The 22,722-nt window shown below is 59.7% G+C and carries 14 protein-coding genes; 5 read left to right on the top strand and 9 right to left on the bottom strand.

All coding sequences use genetic code 11. From position 1 onward, the window contains the following. Positions 1–109: 109 nt before the first annotated feature. The 7 genes from ACY692_RS02380 to ACY692_RS02350 form a co-directional block, all read right to left on the bottom strand. Positions 110–1,117, bottom strand: a complete 1,008-nt coding sequence (locus ACY692_RS02380; RefSeq protein WP_462323731.1) for a DHH family phosphoesterase — start codon at positions 1,115–1,117, stop codon at positions 110–112. A gap of 806 nt (positions 1,118–1,923) precedes the next feature. Further along, complete coding sequence (locus tag ACY692_RS02375; RefSeq protein WP_462323730.1) at positions 1,924–5,025, bottom strand: UvrD-helicase domain-containing protein; 3,102 nt, start codon at positions 5,023–5,025, stop codon at positions 1,924–1,926. A 258-nt stretch (positions 5,026–5,283) separates the two neighbouring features. Then, on the bottom strand, positions 5,284–6,171 hold the full coding sequence (locus ACY692_RS02370; RefSeq protein WP_462323729.1) for an RluA family pseudouridine synthase: 888 nt from the start codon (positions 6,169–6,171) through the stop codon (positions 5,284–5,286). Beyond that, positions 6,162–7,607 (bottom strand): efflux transporter outer membrane subunit, encoded by a 1,446-nt coding sequence (locus ACY692_RS02365; protein WP_462323728.1) that lies wholly within the window; start codon positions 7,605–7,607, stop codon positions 6,162–6,164. Before ACY692_RS02365 ends, ACY692_RS02370 begins: the two co-directional genes overlap by 10 nt. 154 nt (positions 7,608–7,761) lie before the next feature. Continuing rightward, positions 7,762–10,944, bottom strand: coding sequence for an efflux RND transporter permease subunit (locus tag ACY692_RS02360; protein WP_462323727.1), 3,183 nt, complete (start codon positions 10,942–10,944; stop codon positions 7,762–7,764). Continuing rightward, entirely contained in the window at positions 10,944–12,161 is a 1,218-nt protein-coding gene (locus ACY692_RS02355; protein WP_462323726.1) for an efflux RND transporter periplasmic adaptor subunit, read from the bottom strand. The genes ACY692_RS02360 and ACY692_RS02355 overlap by 1 nt, the downstream gene beginning before the upstream one ends. A gap of 91 nt (positions 12,162–12,252) precedes the next feature. Then, the gene (locus ACY692_RS02350) at positions 12,253–12,840 is read right to left on the bottom strand and encodes a TetR/AcrR family transcriptional regulator (protein ID WP_462323725.1); all 588 of its coding nucleotides are present in this window, start codon (positions 12,838–12,840) and stop codon (positions 12,253–12,255) included. Positions 12,841–13,235: 395 nt separating this feature from the next. Here ACY692_RS02350 and ACY692_RS02345 point away from each other — a divergent pair, with 395 nt between their 5' ends. Both ACY692_RS02345 and ACY692_RS02340 read left to right on the top strand, forming a co-directional pair. After that, positions 13,236–14,516 (top strand): RsmB/NOP family class I SAM-dependent RNA methyltransferase, encoded by a 1,281-nt coding sequence (locus ACY692_RS02345; protein WP_462323724.1) that lies wholly within the window; start codon positions 13,236–13,238, stop codon positions 14,514–14,516. Positions 14,517–14,567: 51 nt separating this feature from the next. After that, positions 14,568–15,323 carry a 2-amino-3,7-dideoxy-D-threo-hept-6-ulosonate synthase gene (locus tag ACY692_RS02340; protein WP_462323723.1) on the top strand — a complete coding sequence of 252 codons (756 nt, stop codon included), beginning with the start codon at positions 14,568–14,570 and terminating at the stop codon, positions 15,321–15,323. A 15-nt stretch (positions 15,324–15,338) separates the two neighbouring features. On the opposite strand, the gene ACY692_RS02335 is transcribed toward ACY692_RS02340, so the two are convergent. Together ACY692_RS02335 and ilvD are read right to left on the bottom strand one after the other, a co-directional pair. Continuing rightward, positions 15,339–16,073, bottom strand: coding sequence for a class I SAM-dependent methyltransferase (locus tag ACY692_RS02335; protein WP_462323722.1), 735 nt, complete (start codon positions 16,071–16,073; stop codon positions 15,339–15,341). Positions 16,074–16,255: 182 nt separating this feature from the next. Beyond that, positions 16,256–17,923, bottom strand: coding sequence for a dihydroxy-acid dehydratase (gene ilvD, locus ACY692_RS02330; RefSeq protein WP_462323721.1), 1,668 nt, complete (start codon positions 17,921–17,923; stop codon positions 16,256–16,258). 184 nt (positions 17,924–18,107) lie between these two features. On the opposite strand from ilvD, the gene ACY692_RS02325 reads away from it, so the two are divergent. From ACY692_RS02325 to ACY692_RS02315, 3 genes are all read left to right on the top strand, one after another. Beyond that, complete coding sequence (locus tag ACY692_RS02325) at positions 18,108–20,099, top strand: SpoIIE family protein phosphatase (protein ID WP_462323720.1); 1,992 nt, start codon at positions 18,108–18,110, stop codon at positions 20,097–20,099. Between the two features lie 96 nt (positions 20,100–20,195). Then, positions 20,196–20,780: a hypothetical protein gene (locus ACY692_RS02320; protein ID WP_462323719.1), complete on the top strand. Its 585-nt coding sequence runs from the start codon at positions 20,196–20,198 to the stop codon at positions 20,778–20,780. Beyond that, a complete protein-coding gene (locus ACY692_RS02315) occupies positions 20,678–22,633 on the top strand; it encodes an MFS transporter (protein WP_462323718.1) in 1,956 nt (651 codons plus the stop codon). Before ACY692_RS02320 ends, ACY692_RS02315 begins: the two co-directional genes overlap by 103 nt. Positions 22,634–22,722 lie beyond the last annotated feature (89 nt).

The raw sequence follows: 22,722 nt of genomic DNA, 5'->3' as shown, positions 1-22,722 counted from the left end.
TTCAGGTGGGTTTCCCAAAATTCAGCGTTCAATGGAATAGTCCGTTACCATAGGGGCGGACCGATGTATCCGCCCGTACAAGAAGTTTTGCATACGGATAAAAAAACAATCAATCCTTGGACGGCTTGGGGCAGGCTACCTTTTTACGTTTTTTGGCCAACCGCTCCAAAATGAACTGCTGGGCATGCTGGTTGCCAATTTTCTCCAGAGGGATCTCCGCCCGGGCCATGGAACGGTGCCCTCCTGCGGACCCGACACTCCCGAACAGGCTCTGGGCGAATTTACCCATATCCCTGCGCAGTCCGTCCCCCCTGAAGACCACCACGAGTTTCCCGTCATGCAACCCACTGATGAGCACCCAGGAAAGCCCATGCACACGCATAAAAAAATCGGCAAGGATGACCAGGATATCCGGGGAGTCAACCACGCCCAAAAATGCGGTCAGCCCCTTGCCGAGTATACGCATTTTGCGGAAGGCCTGGGAAAAATACTTCAGCCACTCGACCCGGAATTCACTGCGGGTGATCTTGTGCAGCAGATTGGAACTGTAGAACTTGGTCAGATACCGGAAGGCCTTGATATCCGCATCGTGGAATTCCCGCTCGAAACTCTGGGTGTCCGTCTTGATCCCGTACAGCAAGGCGGTCGCCAGCAGTTTGCCGGGGCGCAGTCCCATGTTATACAAAAATTCCGTCATCAGGGTGGAGTTCGATCCATAGCTAGGCCGGATTTCATGGAAGGGGGACTGGGGGGGGTGGTCCTTAAGGATGGGATGGTGGTCGATGACGATGGAAAAGGTAAAATCGGCAAAATCGGGATGATGGTGCGGCTGGGAATCGACCAGGGCAAAATGGTCGTATTGCGCAGCCAGGGTGGGGATCACTTTCTTGATGGGGATGCGCAAGAGCCGCATCATGGCCAGATTGTCGGGTCGGGACAACTCGTTGACATAGGCCAGCCCCACACTGGTCACGCGTCGGGCCAATATCCGCTTGAGGGCCATGGCCGAGGCCATGGCGTCGGGATCGGCGTTCATGAGGATGAGCCAGCGCTGGTCCTTTTTGAGCAGTCGGAGCAGGTTGGCTACTTGTGTATCAAGGTTGCGAAAATATGCCATAATTCCATTCCTGGTCGCCCCAAACCATGCCCGGCCCAACAATCCGATAGGAGTGAAGCCGGGGCAGGGAACAAAACAAGGGTGGCGGATTTTCGGGCCGCAAATCCGTCACCTCCGCATGGTGCTGTCTACGGGCCGAGATACTGCCGATAACGGCGCGTTGACGCCAAGACAGGTGCATAATCCCCGGATCCCGCAAAACCAAAGGTGCTCATCTCTAATAAGTTTGGGGGACAAGTCAAATCAACCCGCCCGGGTCCGGACACAGCCCCCATCACTTTCGAGAAGAGTCAGTCCGGCAGACCCCGACATTTTTCCGGTCCCTCCGGAATCCACTCCCCCCACATGTCCTACCTGTTTTTTTCTCCGCGCAGATTCCTCGCGAAACCAGACCAAAGCCAGTTTGGAAGAGTGCGTTTCTATCGAACCCCTGCTCCAAACGACGGTCCGCAGCCCCCCCCCTACGGTTTGGTTGCCTTGAAATTACAGCCAAAATCCGTTTTGACAACCTCGCGTTTCAAACACGATTTTGGCTGAACAATCCGAAAAAACAGTTCTTTTCTGTGGTTTGTTCTTGGGCGCACTCGAGAAATGCAGGTACAGATATTGCTGCACTCTAGGCAAAAGAACCCAAACCCATACGTGCCGATGCGCCATCTACGCTCCATCCTGCAGCATTATTGCAACCCACTGCACATCTATTGCCGGTTACGCGGAATGGGACTCGCCCCCCAACTGGCACTCAGGATGTGTACGTTCTACGAAAAAATCCTTTTCAGCAGACCGCGCCCGTGAGGGGGGCATCCTCAGAACATCTTCAATTGCTTTTCCTTTCTCTTGGTATGGGCCTTGGCCGAACGGACGCTGAGGATGCCGGGGGGAAGATCTCTCAACAACCGCGAAGGCCGGGCATGCAGGGTGTGACCAAAGATCCGACGTTCCTTGCTGTAGCTCAGATACAGTCGCTGTTTAGCCCGGGTCATCCCTACATAGAAGAGTCTGCGCTCTTCGTCGGTGTCCGTCCTGGAACCGTCGTGGCTCACCGTGCCGGTGAGGATATCCACACCGGCAAAGGGGAGGACTCCCTCCTCCAGGGCGGGGAGAAACACCACCTCGAACTCCAGCCCTTTGGCCCCGTGCAGGGTCATTATCTGGACCTTCTGGGCCCGGGATCGGATATGTTCCAGTTCGTCCTCCAGGCTGATCTCGTTCAACACGCCCGCCCATGAGCCGTGCGCCTTGAACCGTGCTACCAGCGCCTTAAACGGGGCTCCCTTCCAAAACATGGCATCAAAGGGGGGGGTGTTCCCAACATAGCGTGCAACATGTTCCGGCCCCTTTGCCAAAATCTCGTCCGGACAAATGGTTCCACTCCCTGCCGTGATGATCCCCAGGGATTCCCCGGCCTGACGGAGGATCATCTCTACCCGGGGCTCCTTGAAAAAGGCCTCTGCCTCGGGTGCCGAACAGGGGATTCCCATCTTCTCAAATGTTTTGCGATAAAGCGGTATGAGCCCTCTGAACCGGACCAGAACGGCGATATCTCCGGGCCCGAATCCGCCCTGGTCACCGCGGTCCGCCTGCCAATGCCCGGTCCCCCCGATCATGGAAAGGATCTTTCCGCCCATCCATGCCGCTTCCTGCCCTCCGGTTCCGGCCGTGAACACGATCCCCGTGCCCCTGTCCCGGCGCGTGGCCGTCAGGCCGGACCCCTCGGGGAAGACTCCCCGTGCCAGGTCGAGAACCATGTTTACGGAACGGTAGTTTTCTTCCAAAGAGATGGTTTCCAGATCGGGCCAACGGTCGAGCAGATACCCGCGGACATCGGGACTCGCCCCCCGGAATCCATAGATGGACTGATTGGGATCCCCGATGGCGAAAAACCCATCCCCTTTGGTTCCGGCCAGTCGGGTCACCAGGGAGAGTTGCAGCGGAGAAAGATCCTGGACCTCGTCGACCAAAACATGGGCATAGGCATTGTTCTGCTCCTTGCCGGAAACCTCCCCACGGAGTTGTTCCAGCCAAAATTCAAGAAGGTCGGTATAGTCGACCAGGTTCCAGACCGACTTCTGTCCGGCATAGGCCAGGTAATAGTCCGAAGATCCCGGACGGCCAAGTTCCCTCTCCCGGTTCATGGTCTCCCATGCCTTCTTCAGGGGCTGTCCCGAGAGACCGGGGTTGGCGGTCGCAAAAAGGGACCTGGCCCCGTCCTCGGACAGGAGGACCGGGGGCTCACCGAGCTTCCGGGTCCAAAACTCAAAGGCCATGCCATGCAGTGTGTCCGCCCTGACGGCCTGCCCCTTTCCCCCGTTCCCGGCGAGACGCTCCCGGAGTTCCCCTGCCGCCCTGCGGGTGAAGGTGACGACCAGGATATCACCGGAATTTTCCCCCCGTTCGAGCAACCGCTCGACCCGCCCCATCAGGGTCTGGGTCTTTCCAGTGCCCGGCCCGGCAAGGACGAGGACCGGCCCACCCCCAGCCTCCATGGCATTCTGCTGCAGTCTGTTGGGGGTGAAGACAGCGGGTCCGGATTCCTCCCCGCACACCGACTTGCCGGGGAATGGCCCTCCCCCGCCGGCTGTCTTCTTCTCGTGTGGTGAGGGAATAGGGATATTCTTCAACCTACAGCCCCGTTTGAAGGACTCCCTTTCTTCCTTGGAAAAGACCGAAATGATCCCGTACGTTCCGTCAAAGCCCCCCTGCTTGATGACCCGGTCCTCGCGGAGCCGTGCGATCCCTTCGGCCAATGGGGCGGAACGTTCCTTGAGATCCTCCAGGGGGACCGATCTGAGTATCTGCATCTCCGGGCCGAACCGATCGATCAGGGAAAAATACATCCTGGCGACCTTCTTGGTCTTGGGGCCGGTGCCCACGATCTCAGAAATAATTTCCGGCAGGGGGATGAGCGAAGTAAAGCCCGGATGTCCTACAGGGCGGACCGGGGTGGTCCGGTCGGCCAGCTCGAGGACCCTGCTGAGGACACCGACGGTCAGCGGTTTGCCGCAGACGGGGCAAATATTCCCGTGAAGCCTTGTCTCCCTCGGATCGATAATGACCCCGCACTTGCGGTGCCCGTCCAGATGGTACTTACCCTCTTCGGGATAGAACTCGATGGTCCCCCGGAATTCAGTGGCCGATAACTGGCCCTTGAGGGCCCGGAACATGCCGGTATAGTCCCTGGTCCCGTGGAAGACATTGGCCTCCCTTCCCAAATTGGCCCCGGAATGGGCATCGGAATTGGATACCAGGGCGAACCGGTCCAGATCGGACCATAACCAATTCATGGCCGGATCCGATGAAAGGCCGGTTTCCAGGGCAAAAATCTCCTTGGTAAGATCCCCGAAACACGCCTCCAGGGTATTGAATCCCGACTTGGAACCGAACACGGAGAACCAGGGGGTCCAGACATGCGCGGGGATGAGATGGGCCTCGGGATGGATGTCCAGAACCATTTCCAGAAGATCCCTTGCATCCAGACCGAGGATGGGCCGACCGTCGGATTCAATGTTCCCTACCTGGGCAAGTTTGGCATTGAACCGCTTTACCGCGTCCAGATCGGGCATGTATACGAGGTTGTGTACCTTTCTGACCCTGCCGCCGCGCTTATAGATGGAACTTATCTCCGTGCTGAGCAAAAATCTGGTCCTGCACGGCAGTTCCATATCCTCCATGCCCGGTATTTCGCGGTTGAGCCCCTTGGGATCCTTGAGGCGGAACAACCCTCCATCCTCCGGTTCGAGCTCATCCTCGAGCATGGCCAGCCAACCGGGATGGGTGAAATCCCCGGTGCCGACCACATCGAGCCCCTTGACACTCGCCCATGCGGCCAGATTGCGGAAAGTCAGATTTTTACTTGTAGCCCGGGAAAACCGGGAATGGATGTGCAGGTCGGCCAGAAACGTACCCATGGGTCGGGATCTCCGGTTAGACGTCTCAGGAGGAATGGATGGTTACGAACAAGAAGCGGCAGTGTAGCGGAAAGCTCCCGCAACATGCCTTCAATCCGACCGGGGGGCAAGGGGCAGGGGCTGTTTTTTGACGGGTATGGATGATGGAGCGGGAAAAAGGGAGAAGGGAACGATGAAGGCGAGACGTAGGGGCAGATTCCATATCTGCCCTTGGGGCGATAGGAAAAAAGGAAGTAACGGAGAAGGGACAACTCTTCTTCAGAACCCGATCCCTTCCACCCGAAACGTCCCGGTCCACGGGGGGAGAACCGAAAAACAAAGCCCGTCCCAGGACAACCTCCAGGCATGCAGGAGCATGGCTTCATGGGCCGGGCCGCCGTACTTGGGATCGCCGATCAGGGGAAACCCCCGGGATCCCAGCTGGACGCGGATCTGATGGGTCCGACCGGTGAAAAGCCGCACCGCAACAAGGGAAGAATCGGGTCGCACCTCCACGGGCGTGACCTCGCATGTGGACTTCCTGCCCGACCCCGTGCGCATTCTTTCCCGCCCTGGCCCGCCAGACTTGGCCAGCCTGTCGGTCAGCCGGACCGGTCCACGGGATATCCACGCTCCCTGCACCCAGGCCAGATAGACCTTGTCCACCCCACCCTGTTTCCACATATCCTGCATGGACCGCAAAAATCCATAGGACTTGGCCACCAGCAGGATGCCCGAGGTATTCTTGTCCAGCCGGTGCACCGGAACCGGGGCAAAGGGGGCGCCCGGGAACATGGCCTGAAGTCTGGTTGTCACACTGTCCGTCCACCCGGTTCCGGGATGCACGGGAAGACCGGCAGGCTTGTTCACCACCAGCATGTTCCGCTCCTCGGACACGACGGGAAGCGCGGGGTTCGATCCTTTCCGGGATGAGCAGGGGGAGGGATTAACGGGTTCCTGCGTCTTAAAGGGAGGGATGCGCACATCCTGGCCTTCAGCCACCCGATCAAAGGGTTTGACCCGGCGACCGTCCACCCGGACCTGCCCCTTGCGGATGACCCGCATGAGGGCGGATTTGGGCACGTCGCGCCCCACCCGCCGCTGTAAGAGCTGCAGAATCTTCTGCCCGGCTTCCTCGGGCTGGATGGTGATGTGGGTTACGGGCATGACGACTGACAATCCTCCGGTGGAAACAGTTGCCCGTCACCGCCGCCCCCAAGCACACCGTACAACCTGGCCTCATTGGCCAGCCGGGCCAGCTCGAGGGATGTGAGCCCCTGCCGGGCTTCGACCAGGGACCGCTGGGCATCCAGCACGCCCAGATAGCTGTCGATACCCCGCTCATAGCGCTTGCCGGACAGCTCATAGGTCCTTTCCAGCGACCCCACAAGCGCCTCCTGGGCCGCTATCTGCCGGCCGATGTGCTCCTGAACAGCCAGGGAGTCGGCCACTTCCCTGAATGCCGTCTGGATGGCCTTTTCGTACTGGGTGAGCAGGATCTTCTGCTGGGCCTTGCTCACCCTGTAGGCCGCCCATGTGCGGGGATCGAAGATGGGCATGGCCACGGCGGGGGTGAAATTCCAGGTGTCCGAATGGGAGCCGAACAGACCGGAAAGCTGGTCGCTCGCGGTCCCGAGAGTGGTCGTCAGGGAGATGGACGGAAAAAATGCGGCCCGGGCCGCGCCGATAACGGCATAGCCCCCCTTGAGCCGGTGTTCCGCAGCCATGATGTCCGGTCGTTTGAGCAATGTTTCCGAGGGCAGGCCCGGGGTTACCGCATGGGGCGGGACCATATCCTCCAGTCCCCCGGGCAGGAAGCAATCGGGCACGGTTCCCCCGGCCAACAGATTGAGGGCGTTCATGGCCTGGGCCTCGAGCATGGTGTACCGGGCGATGTCTCCCCGGGCCGTTTCAACAGGAATCTCAGCCCGACGTAGATCCAGCTCGGTCCCCACTCCCACCTCGTACCGTCGCTTGATGAGTGACAGCGTGGCTTCCTGCACCCCGAGGGTGGACCGGGCCAGGGCGAGATGCTCCCGGTTGGCGGCCAGATCCATATATGCCCGGGCCACGCTCGAAATCAGGGCGATCCGAACACTGCGCGCGGCCGCTTCGGTCGCCAGATATTCCTGCAGGGCCTGGTCCTTCAGGCTACGGATACGACCAAAGAAATCGATTTCCCAGGCAGCGATACCCAGATCCACACTGAAGGCCTTGGATGTCCGGGAGGTACCGGGCGTGGTAAAATCGGAGGCGGTCTGCTGTTTGGTTGCCGAGCCGGTGGCACCGACCCCGGGAAACAGCTCGGCCCGCTGCACCCCGTACAGAGCCCGGGCCCGGGCCACGTTCAGGACCGCCAGTTCAAGGTCACGGTTGTTCGCCAGTGCCAGATCCATGACCTGCCTGAGCTTCTCGTCGGGAAAAAAGTCTTCCCACGCCATCTCGGAAGCGGTGGGTGCCCCGGTCTCGCCGGTCGCGTTCCCCTGCCCGCTCTGCTCCCAGCCATTTGGAAAAGGCGCACCGGGCCGTTCGTATTTCGGAGCCAGTGTGCATCCCCCAAGAACAAGGACCAACCCGGCACAAAGAACCACTGTCTTCATCATGCTAAGCATCTGCGCATACCTATCTCCAGCAACACGCCCCGAAACCCGTAGGGGCGATTCGTGATGAATCGCCCGTTTGTCCAGCCCCCCGGGAGGGGCTGGAGAAACAATCTTTGGCATTCTGCTTTTGTGACCGCTGTTCGTACGATTGAGCTTATGCATCGCCTTTCCCTCCGGGAGTATCCAATTCCGTATGCTTCATGGCCACCCTCTTCCGGTGTCTTCCAAGGCCCCTATAAATGATCACGTAGAACAGCGGGGCAAACATGGTCACCAGAATGGTCGAGGTGACCATCCCACCCAGCACGCCCACGCCGATGGCATTTTCCGCACCGGCACCGGCACCCGAGGCCAGGGCCAGGGGGAGCACGCCGAACCCAAAGGCCAGTGAGGTCATGATGATGGGACGAAGCCGCAACCTGGCCGCCTCCAGGGTGGCCTCGACCAGACGGGCCCCCGCATCCACCTTGGCCCGGGCGAACTGGACGATCAAAATGGCATTCTTGGTGGTCAACCCCAGAATGGTGAGCAGACCGATCTGGAAATACACGTCATTGGGCATCCCCTCCACGGTCGAAGCCATGACCCCGCCGATGATCCCCACGGGAAGACAGAGAAGGATGGCAATGGGAATGGGCCAGCTTTCATACAGGGCCGCCAGACACAAAAAGACCACGAATATGGAAAAGGCATACAGAAGCGGTGCCTGGGAACCGGCCATGCGTTCCTGGTAGGAGAGGCCCGTCCAGTCGAAGCCTATGCCCTGGGGCAGTTTGGAAACCAATTCTTCCATGGCCTGCATGGCATCACCGGAACTTTTCCCCGGCGCGGGTTCGCCCCAGATATTGATGGAAGAAAACCCGTTATACCGTTCCAGGAGCGGGGACCCCGTGGTCCATGTTCCCGTTGCAAAGGACTCGAAGGGAACCATCCCGCCCGCAGTGTTGCGAACATATATTCTTTTGAGATCCTCGGGCAGCATACGGTACGGGGCATCGGCCTGGACAAAGACACGCTTGACCCGCCCCGCCTGGATAAAATTGTTCACATAGGCACTGCCGAAGGCCGCCGAAAGGGTCAGGTTGATGGAAGAGACCGGCACCCCCAGGGCTCCGGCCTTGGCCCAATCGATATCGATATGGTATTCGGGCACATCATTCATGCCGTTGGGCCGGACCCGGACAAGGCGCGGGTCCTTGGCCGCCATACCCAGGAGCTGATTTCTGGCGGCGATGAGCTTCTGGTGTCCCAGACCGCCGCGGTCCTGCAGCTGGAAATCGAATCCCACCGCATTCCCCAGCTCGATGACCGCAGGTGGTGGGAATGCAAAGACCTTGGCCCCCTTTATCTGCGAAAAGGCCCGCATGGCCCTGCCCGCGATGGCCGGGACCTTTGTATCGGGTGTCTGCCGGAGATCCCAATCCTTGAGCTTGGCAAAGGCAAACCCCATGTTCTGGGCCTGTCCGCTGAAACTCATGCCGGAAATGGCCATCACCGATTCCACGGTATCCTTCTCATGGATGGCAAAATACTGCTGCACGTCCTTCATGACCTTCTGGGTCTGCTCCAGGGCCGAGCCCGCGGGAAGGATGGCCTGGACGATGAGGATCCCCTGATCCTCATTGGGCAGATAGGCCGTGGGCATGCGCTGGAAATAATACCCCATGGCTCCGGTTATGAGCAGGAAAAGAAGGAGATAGCGCAGCTTTTTGCGCAGAATACGGCCCACAAATCTGGCATAGAGCTCCCTGAACCAGAAAAAGGCGCGGTCGAACCACCGGAAAAAGGGGCGCAGGAAAAAAACCGCATTGTCGGCCGGCTCATGCCCCTTGGGGATGGGTTTCATGAACGAGGCGCAGAGGACCGGGGTCAAAATCAGGGCCACGAGCACGGAAAGCAGCATGGACGCCACAATGGTAATGGAAAACTGGCGGTAGATGACACCCGTTGAGCCGGGAAAAAACGCCATGGGCCCGAACACGGCCGCGAGCACCAACCCGATACCGATCAGGGCACTGGATATCTCGTCCATGGATTTGGCCGTGGCCTCCTTGGGCGGCAGCCCTTCCTCGGCCATGATGCGCTCCACATTTTCCACCACGACGATGGCATCGTCCACCAGAAGCCCGATGGCAAGAACCATGGCAAACATGGTCAACATATTGATGGAAAACCCGAACAGCCCGAGAACGGCAAAGGTTCCGAGCAATACCACAGGTACGGCAATGGTGGGGATCAGGGTAGCCCGGAAGGTACCCATGAAGATATACATGATCACGAAAACCAGGACGACCGCCTCAGCCAGGGTCTTGGCAACCTCGTCGATGGCCACCTGGGTGAACGGGGTGGTGTCGTACGGGTAGATGACCTCCATGCCCGGCGGAAAATACCGGCTCATCTCCTTGAGCTTCGTCTTGACCGCGTTGGCCGTATCCAGGGCGTTGGCTCCCGCCGCCTGCCGGATGGCCATGGCCGCCGACGGCATCCCGTTGTAGTTGGCGATGACGTCGTAGCGTTCCGTACCCAGTTCCGTTCGTCCGATATCCTCGATGCGGACCACCGAACCGTCAACATTGGTCCGGATGGGTATGGCCGCGAATTCCTCGGGCGTCTGGAGAAGATGCTGCACCACGATGGCCGCGTTCATCTGCTGCCCTTTGACCGCTGGAGCCCCACCGAACTGACCGGCCGAGACCTCGACATTGTAGGCCTGGAGGGCCCCGATGACATCGGCCATGGTCAGACGGTAATCGGTCAGCTTGTCCGGATTGACCCACACCCGCATGGCGTACTGGGAGCCAAAATTATTGACCTCGCCCACGCCGGGCACCCGGGAGAGGATCTTCTCCAGGTTGGACTGGGCATAGTCCCTGAGATCGTTCCCGTCCATGCTCCCGTCTCCGGAGACAAGCCCCACGATGATCAGATAGTTCTTGGTGGACTTGCTGACCTTGACCCCCTGCTCCTGCACCACGGAAGGCAGGCTGGCCATGGCGAGCTGGAGCTTGTTCTGGACCTTGGACCAGGCAACGTCGGGGTCGGTTCCCGGGGCAAAGGTCAGGTCGAGACGCGAGGTGCCTGACGACGAACTGCTCCCGGAAAGGTAGAGCATGCTGTCCAGACCGGTCATTTTCTGCTCGATGATCTGGGTGACCGTATTCTCCACGGTCTCGGCAGAGGCCCCCGGGTAATAGGACTCGATGGAGATGGAAGGCGGCGCGATGGGCGGATACTGGGAAATGGGAAGATTGTAGATGGCCAGTCCGCCTGCCGCCATCATGGCGATGGCGATGACCCAGGCAAAGACCGGACGTTCCAGAAAGAACCTCGATAGCATCAGGCATCTCCTTTAGCAGGGGTCGTGGACTTATGGGCACCGGCCGAGCCCTGGCCCGCAGACGGAGCGGGGGCGATCTCGACGGACATGCCGGGCCGGATGGACTGGCGTCCCTGCACAATGACCCGGTCACCGGCAACCAGGCCGGATGCCACCAGCCACGCAGCCCCCATGGCCCGATCAAGGGTGAGCATCTTCAGCTCCACCTTGTTCTCCCCATTGACGGTCAACACATAAGGTGCACCCTTATGGTCCCTTGAAACGGCTTCCTGCGGAATGAGAATCCCCTTGGGATTGACCCCTTCGTCCATGCGCGCCCGGACAAACATCCCGGGCAGAAGGGTCTGGTCCGGATTGGCAACGATGATCTGCATGATCACGGAACCGGTGGTCGCATCCACGTTCGCCTCACTGAATTGCAGACTCCCCTTGTGGGAATACACAAAATCATCTTCCAGAAGAAGTTCCACTGTATGGGCCTCCCCACCGTTCCTGACGATGGCTCCCGAGTTCAGCCGATCACGCAGGTGCAGCATGGCGGTACGCGACCGGGGCACCTCGACATAGATGGGATCGAGCTGTCTGATGGTGGCCAGGGCAACGGGCTGGTAGGCTGTGACAATGGCTCCTTCGGTAACGGATGACCTGCCGATACGCCCGGAAATGGGTGCGGTGATACTGCAGTATCCCAGATTGATGCGCGCGGTCTCCATGGCCGTCTTCCAATACGCGATATCCGCCTTGGTCTGGGCCAGGGCAGCGGCTGCGTCGTCATAGTCCTGCTGACTGACAGCCCTGTCCGCCAGCAGTTCCTTGTACCGAACGGCCCGCGACTCGATGGATGGCAGCTGGGACCGGGACCGGATCAGTGCGGCCTCGGCGCTGTCCAATGCCGCCCGAAAGGGGGCCGGATCGATCCGGTACAACGGCTGGCCCTTTTTGATGAACGTCCCTTCGGTGAACAGCCGTTTGATGATCAACCCGTTGACCTGGGGCCTGATTTCCGCAGTACGGAAGCATGCCACCCGCCCGGGGAGTTCCGTGGTCAGCCCCACCGGCTGGGTACGGACCGTCATGGCGGTCACCTGGGGGGTGGGTCGCTGTTCCGGGGCTTCCTTCTTCTGCTCGCAGGCAGAGAGCGCCACGGCTGCCAGCAGAACGACCGCAGCCACAATGTATGGCGCAAGGGCTGCTATGCTTTTGTTGTATCGTTTCAAGATGCCTCCATATGGTTTATACGCATTTTTTGCTCATCTTTTGAAAATATCCTCATTCCCATAGGGGCACGGCGCGCCGTACCGCTACCTGTCATGCCTTGATGGCATTCCAACACGCCTCGGCCGTGGCCTGAATCATGGCATCGTCCACGGTGATGCGTCCGGACAGGGAATACCGGACCAAAAAACTGACCGGCCCGAACGTCATGACCGGATAGACAGGAAGGGGCAGTTGCCGGATGGACCCTTCCTTCTGGCCGTTTAAAAAGAGTCGCGTGAACAGAGTGGTCGGCTTGCCGTCAATTTCCACGATTTCCGCGTGGACCTTGTCGATGCCGTACGGAGAATTGTAATACTGTTCGAGAAATCTGAAATCCCCGGGATGAGAACTGAGATAAAGGATCAGGTTGCTCACAAAATGGATGAACTGCAGATTCGTGGGCAAGGACGTGTCGATATTGTCTTCCATGGCTTTCTTCAGGGGCGTGTCCACCTTGTCGAAGAGAGCGTGGATCAGGGCGTCTTTGTCACTGAAATACCGATAGATGCTGCCCACGCCCACGCCGGCCAGGGTCGCGATGCGCGACATGGGGGAAGAGTGGAACCCGTTTTCCGCAAAAAGATCCAGGGCGGCATCCAGGATGGCGGTACGCAGGTCTTTGGTAGAAGCTGTGGACATGCTTGTTTCCTTGGGCTGAATGATACGGAATGAACGTTCACTCTTCTTGTCGAGTCGGTTTGCCTTGTCAAGAACATGTTGGACATGAATCAAACCAACCCCCGTTTGAGAGGTTGAGTTTCCATTGACTCCCGGTGATACCTCGCAGATCCGTAGGGGTAATTCACGAATTACCCGCTTTTTTGCGCCCCGGGAGGTGCAAAAAAGCAGAGAGGTTGATGCTCATCAGGGATTTCGGATCGCGATGGTATGAACCCAAAAACAACGGTTTTCAAACGGGGTTTGGTCCAGAGCGATCTTCACCGATACCCAAGCCTGGACGAACCCGGGGTTCTCGTTTAGCGGTGATCTGCACCGCGCATCATCGCCGCGCCCAATCCGAACCCCTGCAGGCCATGACTTCCGACCAACACCCTTCCCCTGCCCGAACCTTCCGCCTCAACTGCCGTCCCCATGAGGCCGAATCCGTGGAATCCCTGCTGCAGGCCGAGGGGTTCCTCCTTGAAAACGATCCCTGTTATCCATTGGCCCGTCGCCTCACACAAGGCCCCACGGCACTGGGGAACGCCCTTGCCCACCAGTTCGGCTACATCTACATCCAGGACCGTTCCTCGATGCTCCCTCCCCTGCTCCTGGCCCCTCCCCAAGGCGGTGTGGTTCTGGACATGTGCGCGAGCCCCGGGAGCAAAACAACCCTTCTGGCCCGGCTGGTGGGTCCCGAAGGTCTGATCGTGGCCAACGAGGTCAACCCCTCACGGCTGGCCACCCTGCGGGCCAATGTCCGAGCCCAGAATCTCCCCAACGTGGTCACCACCTGCTATCAGGGGCAGGAGCTTCCCCTCGAAGAAAACTCGTGGCCCTACATCCTGGTGGACGCACCGTGCAGCGGCTGGGGCACCGTGGACAAGAACCCCCAGGTGATGAAGGTCTGGACCGAGGACAAACTCGCTCCCCTGGTCCGGCTCCAAAAGGACATTCTGGCCAAGGCCACCAGACTCCTGGAACCAGGGGGAACTCTCATCTATTCCACCTGCACCACCGATCCCCTGGAAAACGAGGAACAGGTCCGCTGGGCCGTGGACGGACTCGGCCTCGAGCTGGAACATCTCGATCCCCTGTCCGGTTTCACCGTGCAACGCGACGGCCCGCCCGAACTGGCCCACTGTCTGCTGGTGGACGGGGACAAATCCGGGGCCCAGGGATTCTTTGTGGCCCGGCTCAGGAAACCGGTAAACCAGGGTGAAGAGCAGTGGTTGACGCACAACGGTTCAACCATGGATACCAACCTCGTACCCGTGGATCTTTTGACCAGAGAACATCCCCTGAACGAAAAAACCCTGAAGGAAGGCACATGCCATCTCTTCAGGGACAGGGTTTTTTTTCTGCACCGCAAGGCGTTGCAGTATCTCACCGACAGAGCCCGCTGGCAGGGACTCCCTCTTGGGACCCTGCGCAAAAACCGGTTCCGCATCGATCCGACCCTGCACGGCCTCATGCCCGAGCATGAGGTGCTGGGCGGGCTGAATGTCTCTGACATTGACATCCTGCACAAAATGGTATCAGGCCAGAGCCTGCCCGCGCCCAGCGCCGGCAAACACGGCGGCCTCTACTGGCGGGGGTTGCCCCTGGGATGGCTCAAATACAAGGGAAAACGGTGTCTCTGGTCGGACCGGTGATACAGCGATTGCCCTCCTTCATACAACTTCCTAACCCATCATCTCGCAACCATGAAAGGATGCCTCCGACGCCGACAACGGCTCTTCGACCGAACCAGCGATACCACCATCCTCCTTCCCCTGGACCACGGAGTGAGCGAAGGCATGCTCCAAGGGATCGAAGATATGCCCACCCTTCTTCAGGGGCTCGACCCGCAACTCATCCAGGGGGTCATCCTGCACAAGGGGATGGCCGCGGCCCATGCTCAACAAATCGATCCGCGGATCAACCTGATCGTCCATCTTTCCGCAGGGACCCGGCATGGGCTCCCCACCTATGCCAAATCCCTGGTCTGCTCGGTCCAGGAGGCGGTCCGGCTCGGCGCTGACGGGGTATCCGTACACGTGAACATGGGCAACGACTGCGAGGACCGCATGCTCACGGACCTGGGCATGGTCACGGACGAGGCCCACCTGCTGGGCATCCCGGTCCTGGCCATGATCTATGCCAGAGGCGGCCAGATCGTGAACGAACTCGACCCCACGTTGGTCGCCCATTCCATCCGCTTGGGTGCGGAGATCGGGGCCGATCTGGTGAAGGTTCCCTATAGCGGTGACCCGGAAAGTTTCTCCAGGGCCGTACAGGGCTGCCCAGTGCCCGTGCTCGTGGCCGGCGGCCCGAGAAAAGATGACTTCAAGGGATTCTTGGGGATGATACAAGAGGCGATGACCTGCGGAGCCCGGGGAGTGAGCATCGGCCGGAACATCTTCCAGCACGAGCGCCCGGTCACGGCCCTTCAGGAGATGGCGACCGTGGTCCGTGGATAGGGTCCCTGAAAAGAATCACATACTGGGTTCGGTCTTCCACGCCATGAGCGGTGTCTTGGCCGGACCTCCGAGAAGATCGATCCGCACGGCGGCGAAGGTTCCCACATAGGGCGGCAGGAGTATCCCGCAGGCCTGCTTGAACGGTGGGAGCTTACGCCAGGTCCAGACCGGTCCGGGGAGGACCGACTTGGCGAGCATCCACTGTTTGCCGATGGCCCCGTTGATCAGCCGCTGCATATCCCACCACGAAAACCAGGAACTCCCGGCCCACATGGAATCCTTGCCCGCCTTCCGGGACCTGACATGGGTCAGATAGTACAGTGAATGCCGGTTCAAGAAACCGATGACCAATCCCTTCCTGGCCACCCGGGCCGCCTCGGCAATGGCCGTCTCCGGATCTTCGCAGAACTCAAGCACGGTGATCAGAGAGACGAAATCGAACTCGTTGTCGCCATAGGGTAGTCTCTCGGCCACCCCCACCCGCAGATCCACCCGGTCTCCCATCCGCTTCCTGGCCAGCCGCAGCATGGCCGGAGCGGGATCGATCCCGCTGACATCAAAGCCCCATTCCCAGAACATATGGGAAAAATGGGCCGCACCGCACCCCACATCCAACAACCCCTGCCGCCGCCTGGGCCAGGTGGATACGAGCCGCTGCAAGAGACGACTCTCCCTGTCCAGGACGAATTGTCCCAGCGGAGTGGTGAACCAGTGTTCGTAGTGGTCGGCTTGTTTGTCGTTCCAGGGCATGGTAAACTTATATCATTGGTTACGCGTATGTGCACCCCTTTTGCGGGTGCCCAACATTATCGGCATCGCCTAACGTATCGCTCACCACGAACCATTATTGCGAATGTCCAAACACCCAAAATTGCCGATATCAGGGAAACATCCACGGTTCAGGGCACCCGCAAGGGATGTTCCTACGGTGCCTACCGATCGAATACAGCGCCCTTGGCCGCGGATGAGGCGTGCTTGCGGTAGCGGCGCAGGAAAGGAGAAGTGACCTCTTTTTCCAGAGGCCTCCAGGTCTTTTTGCGTTCGGCGAGTTCCTCTCCGGAAACCAGAAGTTCCAGCGTCCGCCCCGGAATATCCACCTTGATGCGGTCGCCTTCTTGGACCAGCCCGATGGGTCCGCCTCCATAGGCCTCCGGGGAGACATGGCCGATGGCCGCGCCACGGGTCCCTCCGCTGAACCGGCCGTCTGTAATGAGGGCAACATCCTTGCCAAGGCCCATACCGGCGATGGACGAGGTGGGGGTGAGCATCTCACGCATGCCGGGTCCGCCCTTGGGGCCTTCGTTGCGGATGACCACCACGTCTCCGGCCTTGATTGTGCCGCCCAGGATAGCGGTGACCGATTCTTCCTCGGACTCGAAAACCCGGGCCGTACCTGTCCGCTGCATCATTTCCGGCGCCACGGCCGACTGTTTGACCACACACCCGTCCGGGGCCAGATTGCCGTGCAGGATGGCGATCCCCCCTTCCACACTGTAAGGCTCTTCAGCCGACCTGATGACCCCATGGTCCGTGACTGCGGCCTGAAGCGCTTCGAGGTTCTCTTCCAGGGTCTTTCCGGTCACGGTGAGGGCGTCCAGCTGCAAAAGTCCTTTACCGTTGAGTTCCGACATGACCGCGGGGATCCCCCCGGCCCGGTCCAGATCCTCGAGATGGTGGTCCCCTGCCGGTGAGAGGTGGCAGAGGTTGGGGGTAGTCCGGCTGATCGTATCAAAGATATCCAGGGTCAGATCGAGCCCGGCTTCGGCGAACACGGCCGGAAGATGGAGAACCGTATTGGTGGAACATCCCAGGGCCATGTCCACGGTGACCGCGTTGGCCACGCTTTTTTCGGTGACGATGTCCCGGGGCCGGATGTTCTTCTCCAGCAACTCCATGACCTGCATCCCGGCCTTCTTGGCCAACCGAATTCTCGCGCTGGTGACCGAAGGAATGGACCCGTTGCCCGGCAGGGCCAGACCGATGGCCTCACTGAGACAATTCATGGAATTGGCCGTGAACATGCCCGAACAGGACCCGCAGGACGGGCAGGCCGATGTCTCCAGCGCCCTGAGCTCCGCTCCGCTCATCTCGCCCTGACTGACCCTGCCCACGCCCTCGAAGACGGTGATCAGGTCGGCGGTCTTTCCCTTGTGGGAACCGGCCAGCATGGGGCCGCCGCTGACGATGATGGCGGGAATATTCAGTCGGAGCATGGCCATGAGCATACCGGGCACGATCTTGTCGCAATTGGTGACCAGAACCAGGGCGTCAAAGGGATGGGCCGTGGCCATGATCTCGATGGAATCGGCAATGAGTTCCCGGCTGGGCAGGCTGAACTTCATGCCCTCATGGTTCATGGCGATGCCGTCGCACACCCCGATGGTCGGGAATTCCAGGGGCGTTCCCCCGGCCATGCGTACCCCGTCCTTAGCGGCCCGGGTGATGGTATCCAGATGCACATGCCCGGGAATGATCTCGTTGGCGGCGTTGCACACCCCTACCAGGGGGCGGGCAAGCTCTTCCCGGGTCAGTCCGGAGGCGAACATCAGGGAACGGTGCGGGGCCTTTTCCAATCCGTGGGTCATGAGTTTGCTGCGCATGAAAGATCCTTGTGAATGGTGTCGTGGTTATTTTCTTTTAAAAACTACGCGACGGCATCGGTCAGGGTCAAGGAATTTTGCCGTGCGCATGATTTTGATCCGAGGATGTCTGCTTGTATTCATGACCGAATTATTTTATCCTGCATAAAAATCAATCCATCGCTCCCGGCCAACCCAAACCGCCATGCTCCCTTCTCTCCGATCCAAAATCATCGTGCTCATCCTGTTCGTCCTCATGGTCACGGGCGCATCCATCACCTTTTTCACCAAAAAAGATGTGGGCAAGGCCATGCTTGAGGCCGAAGTCCGCTCGGTGGCCAACGCCCTCGGTCTTATCCAAACGACCATCAGGGGCGAATACGAGGGGCTGCTGGATTACAAGGTATCCACCGTCCAGGCCCGTAAAAAACAGCTCCGCCACATGGCCTCCACCGGGCTCTCCATCTGCCGGGAATATCTCGACATGGTGGAATCGGACCTCATGACCCGCAGCCAGGCCCGGGAGCGTTTGGTGACCATTTTCTCGTCCATCCGCTCCGGGGCCGGAGAGATGCTCACGATCATCGGTCCCGACGACGACATCATCTTCCATCCCGACGGCACCAAGACCGGAAAATCCATGACCGGCCTGCGGGACATGAAAGGCCGGGCCATCACCCGCGTCGTCCGTAATCAGGATTCCATGTACGGCGGGACATTTGCCGTGTTCACCTGGGACGGTACCACGGACCAAAAATCCGGCAAACAACTCGGGTATTTCCGCCCCTTTACCCCATGGGGATGGATCGTGGGCGCGGTCATCAGCGTGGACGATATCAGCGTCCAAGAGCACCAGAAAATCCGGGAATTGGTCAAGGTGCTGGAAACCACCCTGGCTACCATCCGCATCGCTCAGACCGGCGGCATCTCCATCTTCAACCAAGCCAGACAACCGGTGACCATCCACCCGGAACAATCCGCCCTTGACGGATCCACCATGACCGCGCTGATGGCCAACGCCAGGGCCGGGAAAGGATTTGTGACCTATGTCTCCCGGGAGGACGGGAATGAACGGGAGATGCTCGCCCGCACCTTTTTTTTCAAACCCCTTGGATGGTACGTGACCGCGTTCGTGCCCGCCGAAGAGATCGAGGAACCGGCCAACGCATTGGTGACCCGCCAGACATTGCTCATTCTGGCCGTCTCCCTGGTCGGTCTGATCCTGGGACTCATCTTTGCCGGACGCATCTCCGGCCCCATCAAGGAGCTGACCGGGTTTGCCAAAGACCTTCCGGACATGGACCTCACGACCCCGTCTTCGGAGACCACCCCCATCGACCACTTGAGCACACGGTCCCGGGATGAAGTGTCACGGCTGGCAGCCGCGTTCGTGTATATGCTCGCCGAACTGCGCAAGAACGTCGCCCATCTGATGGATGTCACCGCCTCCAAAGAGCGCATCCAGAGTGAACTCAACGTTGCCAAGGAGATCCAGGAAGGCATTCTCCCCAAGATCTTCCCCGCCTTCCCCGACCGCAAGGAAATCCAGCTCTTCGCCAGCCTGGAATCGGCCAAGCAGGTGGGGGGCGACCTCTATGACTTCTTCTTCATGGACGAACAACGGCTCTGCTTCGTTGTGGGGGACGTGTCCGACAAAGGTGTCCCCGCGGCCCTGTTCATGGCCATCACCATGACCCTGATCCGGTCCACGGCAGAGGAGCATGACGATCCCGCCGGGATCATGACCCGGGTCAACGACAAGCTCAGCAAGGAAAATCCCAACTCCATGTTCGTGACCCTGTTCATCGGCATTCTCGACACCGCAACCGGCCACGTCTCGTACGCCAACGGGGGACACAACCCGCCCATCCTGATAAGAAACAACGGCGAAACATTCTACCAGGACGGGATCAGCGGCCTGGTTGTCGGCGGCATGGAAGGGGTTCCCTACATGGGCCTGGAATTTACCATGCACCCGGGAGAAACCGTCTTTGTATACACGGACGGGGTGACCGAGGCCCTTGATACGGACATGAATCTGTTCTCGGACGAGCGGCTTCTCAATGACGTGACGACCAGTCGCAAGGCCGACCCCGAAGCCCTGATCCATGCCGTACGGGTGAGCGTCAAGCAGCATGTGGGCACGGCCCCGCAATCCGACGACATCACCATGCTCGCACTCCGGTACGAGGGCTAGGCTGCAACGCGAGAAATTTTGGAAATTTTAGAGAGATGTTGTAAGACCCCAATCATGCCCTGAATCGTTATAGATATGCCAACATAGTGGATCCCTATGCAACGGATCGGTCTCAAAACACGCCTCGTCCTTTTCACCCTGGCCATCCTGGCCTTTTCCCAGATCTTCAATGCCGGGCTGACCATGTCGTCACTGGAGAAGATGTACATCCAGGGCACTCTGTCCCGTCACCGTGTCGCCGGTGGCGATATGGTCCGAAAAATCGAACGGGCCATCCGACTGGGCAAACCCTTGGACCGTTTCGTGGGCATGGACCAGCTCTTTGCCAATATCCGCTCACACGCTCCCAGCGTGACCGATGTACTGGTCCTGCTCCCCGACGGGACCGTGGCCGCGGCCATGGGCTCGGCCCCCCCCCCACGACCGCACCCACGTGGAAAACATACCTCGGGACCCAGGGAAAAATCACGCGCATCGACCGCGGCAAGAAGGGGGGGACTGCAAGTTTTGAATCCTCGACCAGCGTCTATCTGCTCCTTCCCATCACGGTCAAAAAACAACCGGCCGGCCGGCTCGCCTTGGTCCTGTCCAAACAACGGATCAAGGACGCCCTGGAACATGCGGTCCTGTCCAATCTCACGACATTGGCCATGGCCACATCCGGAGCGGCCCTCATCCTGATTCTCGGGATGATCTTCGTGGTCCCGGCCCGTGCGGACCATCCTTCCTTCAATACGCGGCTGTACACGGTCCTCATTCTGGCCTTTGGATGCGCCCAGCTCTTCTACAGCATATCGAACATCGTTTTCTTCAAGGACCAATCCCTGTCCTTTATCAAGCGCAATTCAACGACCGTGATCAGCATGGTCAAACAGGACATCGACAACCTTCTGGCCAAGGGGGTCCGCCTGGAGCAGATGCATGGGGTGGACACCTTTTTTTACGACATCATCAAGGTGACCCCGGAAATCAGTTCGATCAGCCTGAGGGACACCCAGGGACACGTCCTGTTCGCGGCCGGGCCCCATGGACTGATCCACCATCATTCCGGGACCACATACAGGAATGTCGACCCGGAAAACAATCTCGACATCGCCGTGGAATCGACCGGATCGACCAAGGTGCGGGGGCATATCGATCTGACCCTGTCGGCCGGGGTCATTGGCAAACGGATCAGAACCATCGTCCTGGACACGCTCACCGTGGCCGTCATCTCCATTCTTTTCCTCATGGAGATAATCATGCTTCTGTCCCTGTACCTGGAAAGCCGCAAGACCGGCCACGCCCCATCGGGACCATCCCCGCCCGGTTTCCAGAGCGCTCTCATCCGGCCCGTAGGATTCGTGGTCATTTTCGCCATGAGCCTCTGCTTCACCTTCATTCCCCTGCGCATGGGAGAAATCTACGAGCCCATGCTCGGGCTCTCCAAGGAAATGATCATGGGGTTGCCCATCTCCATGCAGATGGCCGGTGCCGGACTGGCCATCGTCCTGGCCGGATTCTGGATCGACAAACGGGGCTGGCACGAGCCCCTGCTCCTGGGGCTTGCAGCCATGAGCCTGGGATTCTCCAGTGCGGGGCTCACGCACAGCCCGCTCGGCTACGTCATCTCCCTCGGCCTGTGCGGCACGGGATTCGGTCTGGCCTTTATGGGGTCCCAGGGATTCGTGCTCAAGTACGCCGAACCGGCGCGCAAGGCCTCGGGATTGGCCACCTTTTTCGCCGGGGTCTATGCCGGCAATATCTGCGGCAGCGCGGCCGGGGCCATGATGGCCGACCGGTTGGGGTACGGTCCGGTCTTCTTGGTCTCCGGAGTCCTTTTCATCGTAACCATGGTTCTGGTCCTGGTTTTCTTCAGGCCTTTATTCAAGACCCCGCCCCCCACCCAAAACAACGAGCCGGCATCTTCCGCCCCATCCGGAGTTCGGGCCTATATCGGCAACAGGAATGTTCTCGCCCTGCTCCTTTTCAGTATCGTCCCCAGCGCCCTGGTCCTGATCGGGTTCATCAACTACGCCCTTCCGGTCTACCTCCATCTCGTGGGAGCCTCCCAGGCGGATATAGGGCGCATCATCATGATCTACGGCGTCTGTCTGGTTTACCTGGCCCCCATGGTCAGCCGGATCATCGAACGGGCAGGGAGCAGAAAGCCCTTTGTCTTCCTGGCCGGCGTTCTGGGGGCAGCAGCCATGGGCTCCTACCTCTTTCTGGACGGACTGACCGCAGCCACCGTTGCCGTGTTCTTCTTCGGACTCTCGAGCAGCGTGGGGTTCGCCTCACAGAACGGCTATGCCCTCAACCTCAGGGCGACGCGCATCTTTGGCGAAAACAAGGCCGTCGGGCTGTGCAGCGCCACGGAACGGATCGGTCAGGTCCTGGGTCCCCTGGTTCTGGGCGGACTGATCACCCTGGTCGGGATGAACAAGGCCATTGTCACCGCGGGCATAGTCTACCTTCTGGTCACGGCCATCTTTTTCATTTTTGCCGGATCCGAGGATCAGCCCGAGCCCCGACCAACTCCCGGACAGTCATGATCCGCGCCCATGGACCATCCGGACATTCCGTGCGGGTGTGGGTGCACACACACCGTTCCCTGTCCGGAGTCATCCTCTTTCCCCCCCCC

The sequence above is a fragment of the Desulfoplanes sp. genome (assembly GCF_054921335.1).
The sequence above is the reverse complement of the archived record's forward strand: the minus strand, read 5'-3'. Positions and strand labels throughout refer to the sequence as shown.

Excerpts from the sequence above, each read along its gene's own strand:
- ACY692_RS02380 (WP_462323731.1), bottom strand. The coding sequence starts at position 1,117 with ATGGCATATTTTCGCAACCTTGATACACAAGTAGCCAACCTGCTCCGA.
- ACY692_RS02375 (WP_462323730.1), bottom strand. The coding sequence starts at position 5,025 with ATGGGTACGTTTCTGGCCGACCTGCACATCCATTCCCGGTTTTCCCGG.
- ACY692_RS02370 (WP_462323729.1), bottom strand. The coding sequence starts at position 6,171 with ATGCCCGTAACCCACATCACCATCCAGCCCGAGGAAGCCGGGCAGAAG.
- ACY692_RS02365 (WP_462323728.1), bottom strand. The coding sequence starts at position 7,607 with ATGATGAAGACAGTGGTTCTTTGTGCCGGGTTGGTCCTTGTTCTTGGG.
- ACY692_RS02360 (WP_462323727.1), bottom strand. The coding sequence starts at position 10,944 with ATGCTATCGAGGTTCTTTCTGGAACGTCCGGTCTTTGCCTGGGTCATC.
- ACY692_RS02350 (WP_462323725.1), bottom strand. The coding sequence starts at position 12,840 with ATGTCCACAGCTTCTACCAAAGACCTGCGTACCGCCATCCTGGATGCC.
- ACY692_RS02345 (WP_462323724.1), top strand. The coding sequence starts at position 13,236 with ATGACTTCCGACCAACACCCTTCCCCTGCCCGAACCTTCCGCCTCAAC.
- ACY692_RS02340 (WP_462323723.1), top strand. The coding sequence starts at position 14,568 with ATGAAAGGATGCCTCCGACGCCGACAACGGCTCTTCGACCGAACCAGC.
- ACY692_RS02335 (WP_462323722.1), bottom strand. The coding sequence starts at position 16,073 with ATGCCCTGGAACGACAAACAAGCCGACCACTACGAACACTGGTTCACC.
- ilvD (WP_462323721.1), bottom strand. The coding sequence starts at position 17,923 with ATGCGCAGCAAACTCATGACCCACGGATTGGAAAAGGCCCCGCACCGT.
- ACY692_RS02325 (WP_462323720.1), top strand. The coding sequence starts at position 18,108 with ATGCTCCCTTCTCTCCGATCCAAAATCATCGTGCTCATCCTGTTCGTC.
- ACY692_RS02320 (WP_462323719.1), top strand. The coding sequence starts at position 20,196 with ATGCAACGGATCGGTCTCAAAACACGCCTCGTCCTTTTCACCCTGGCC.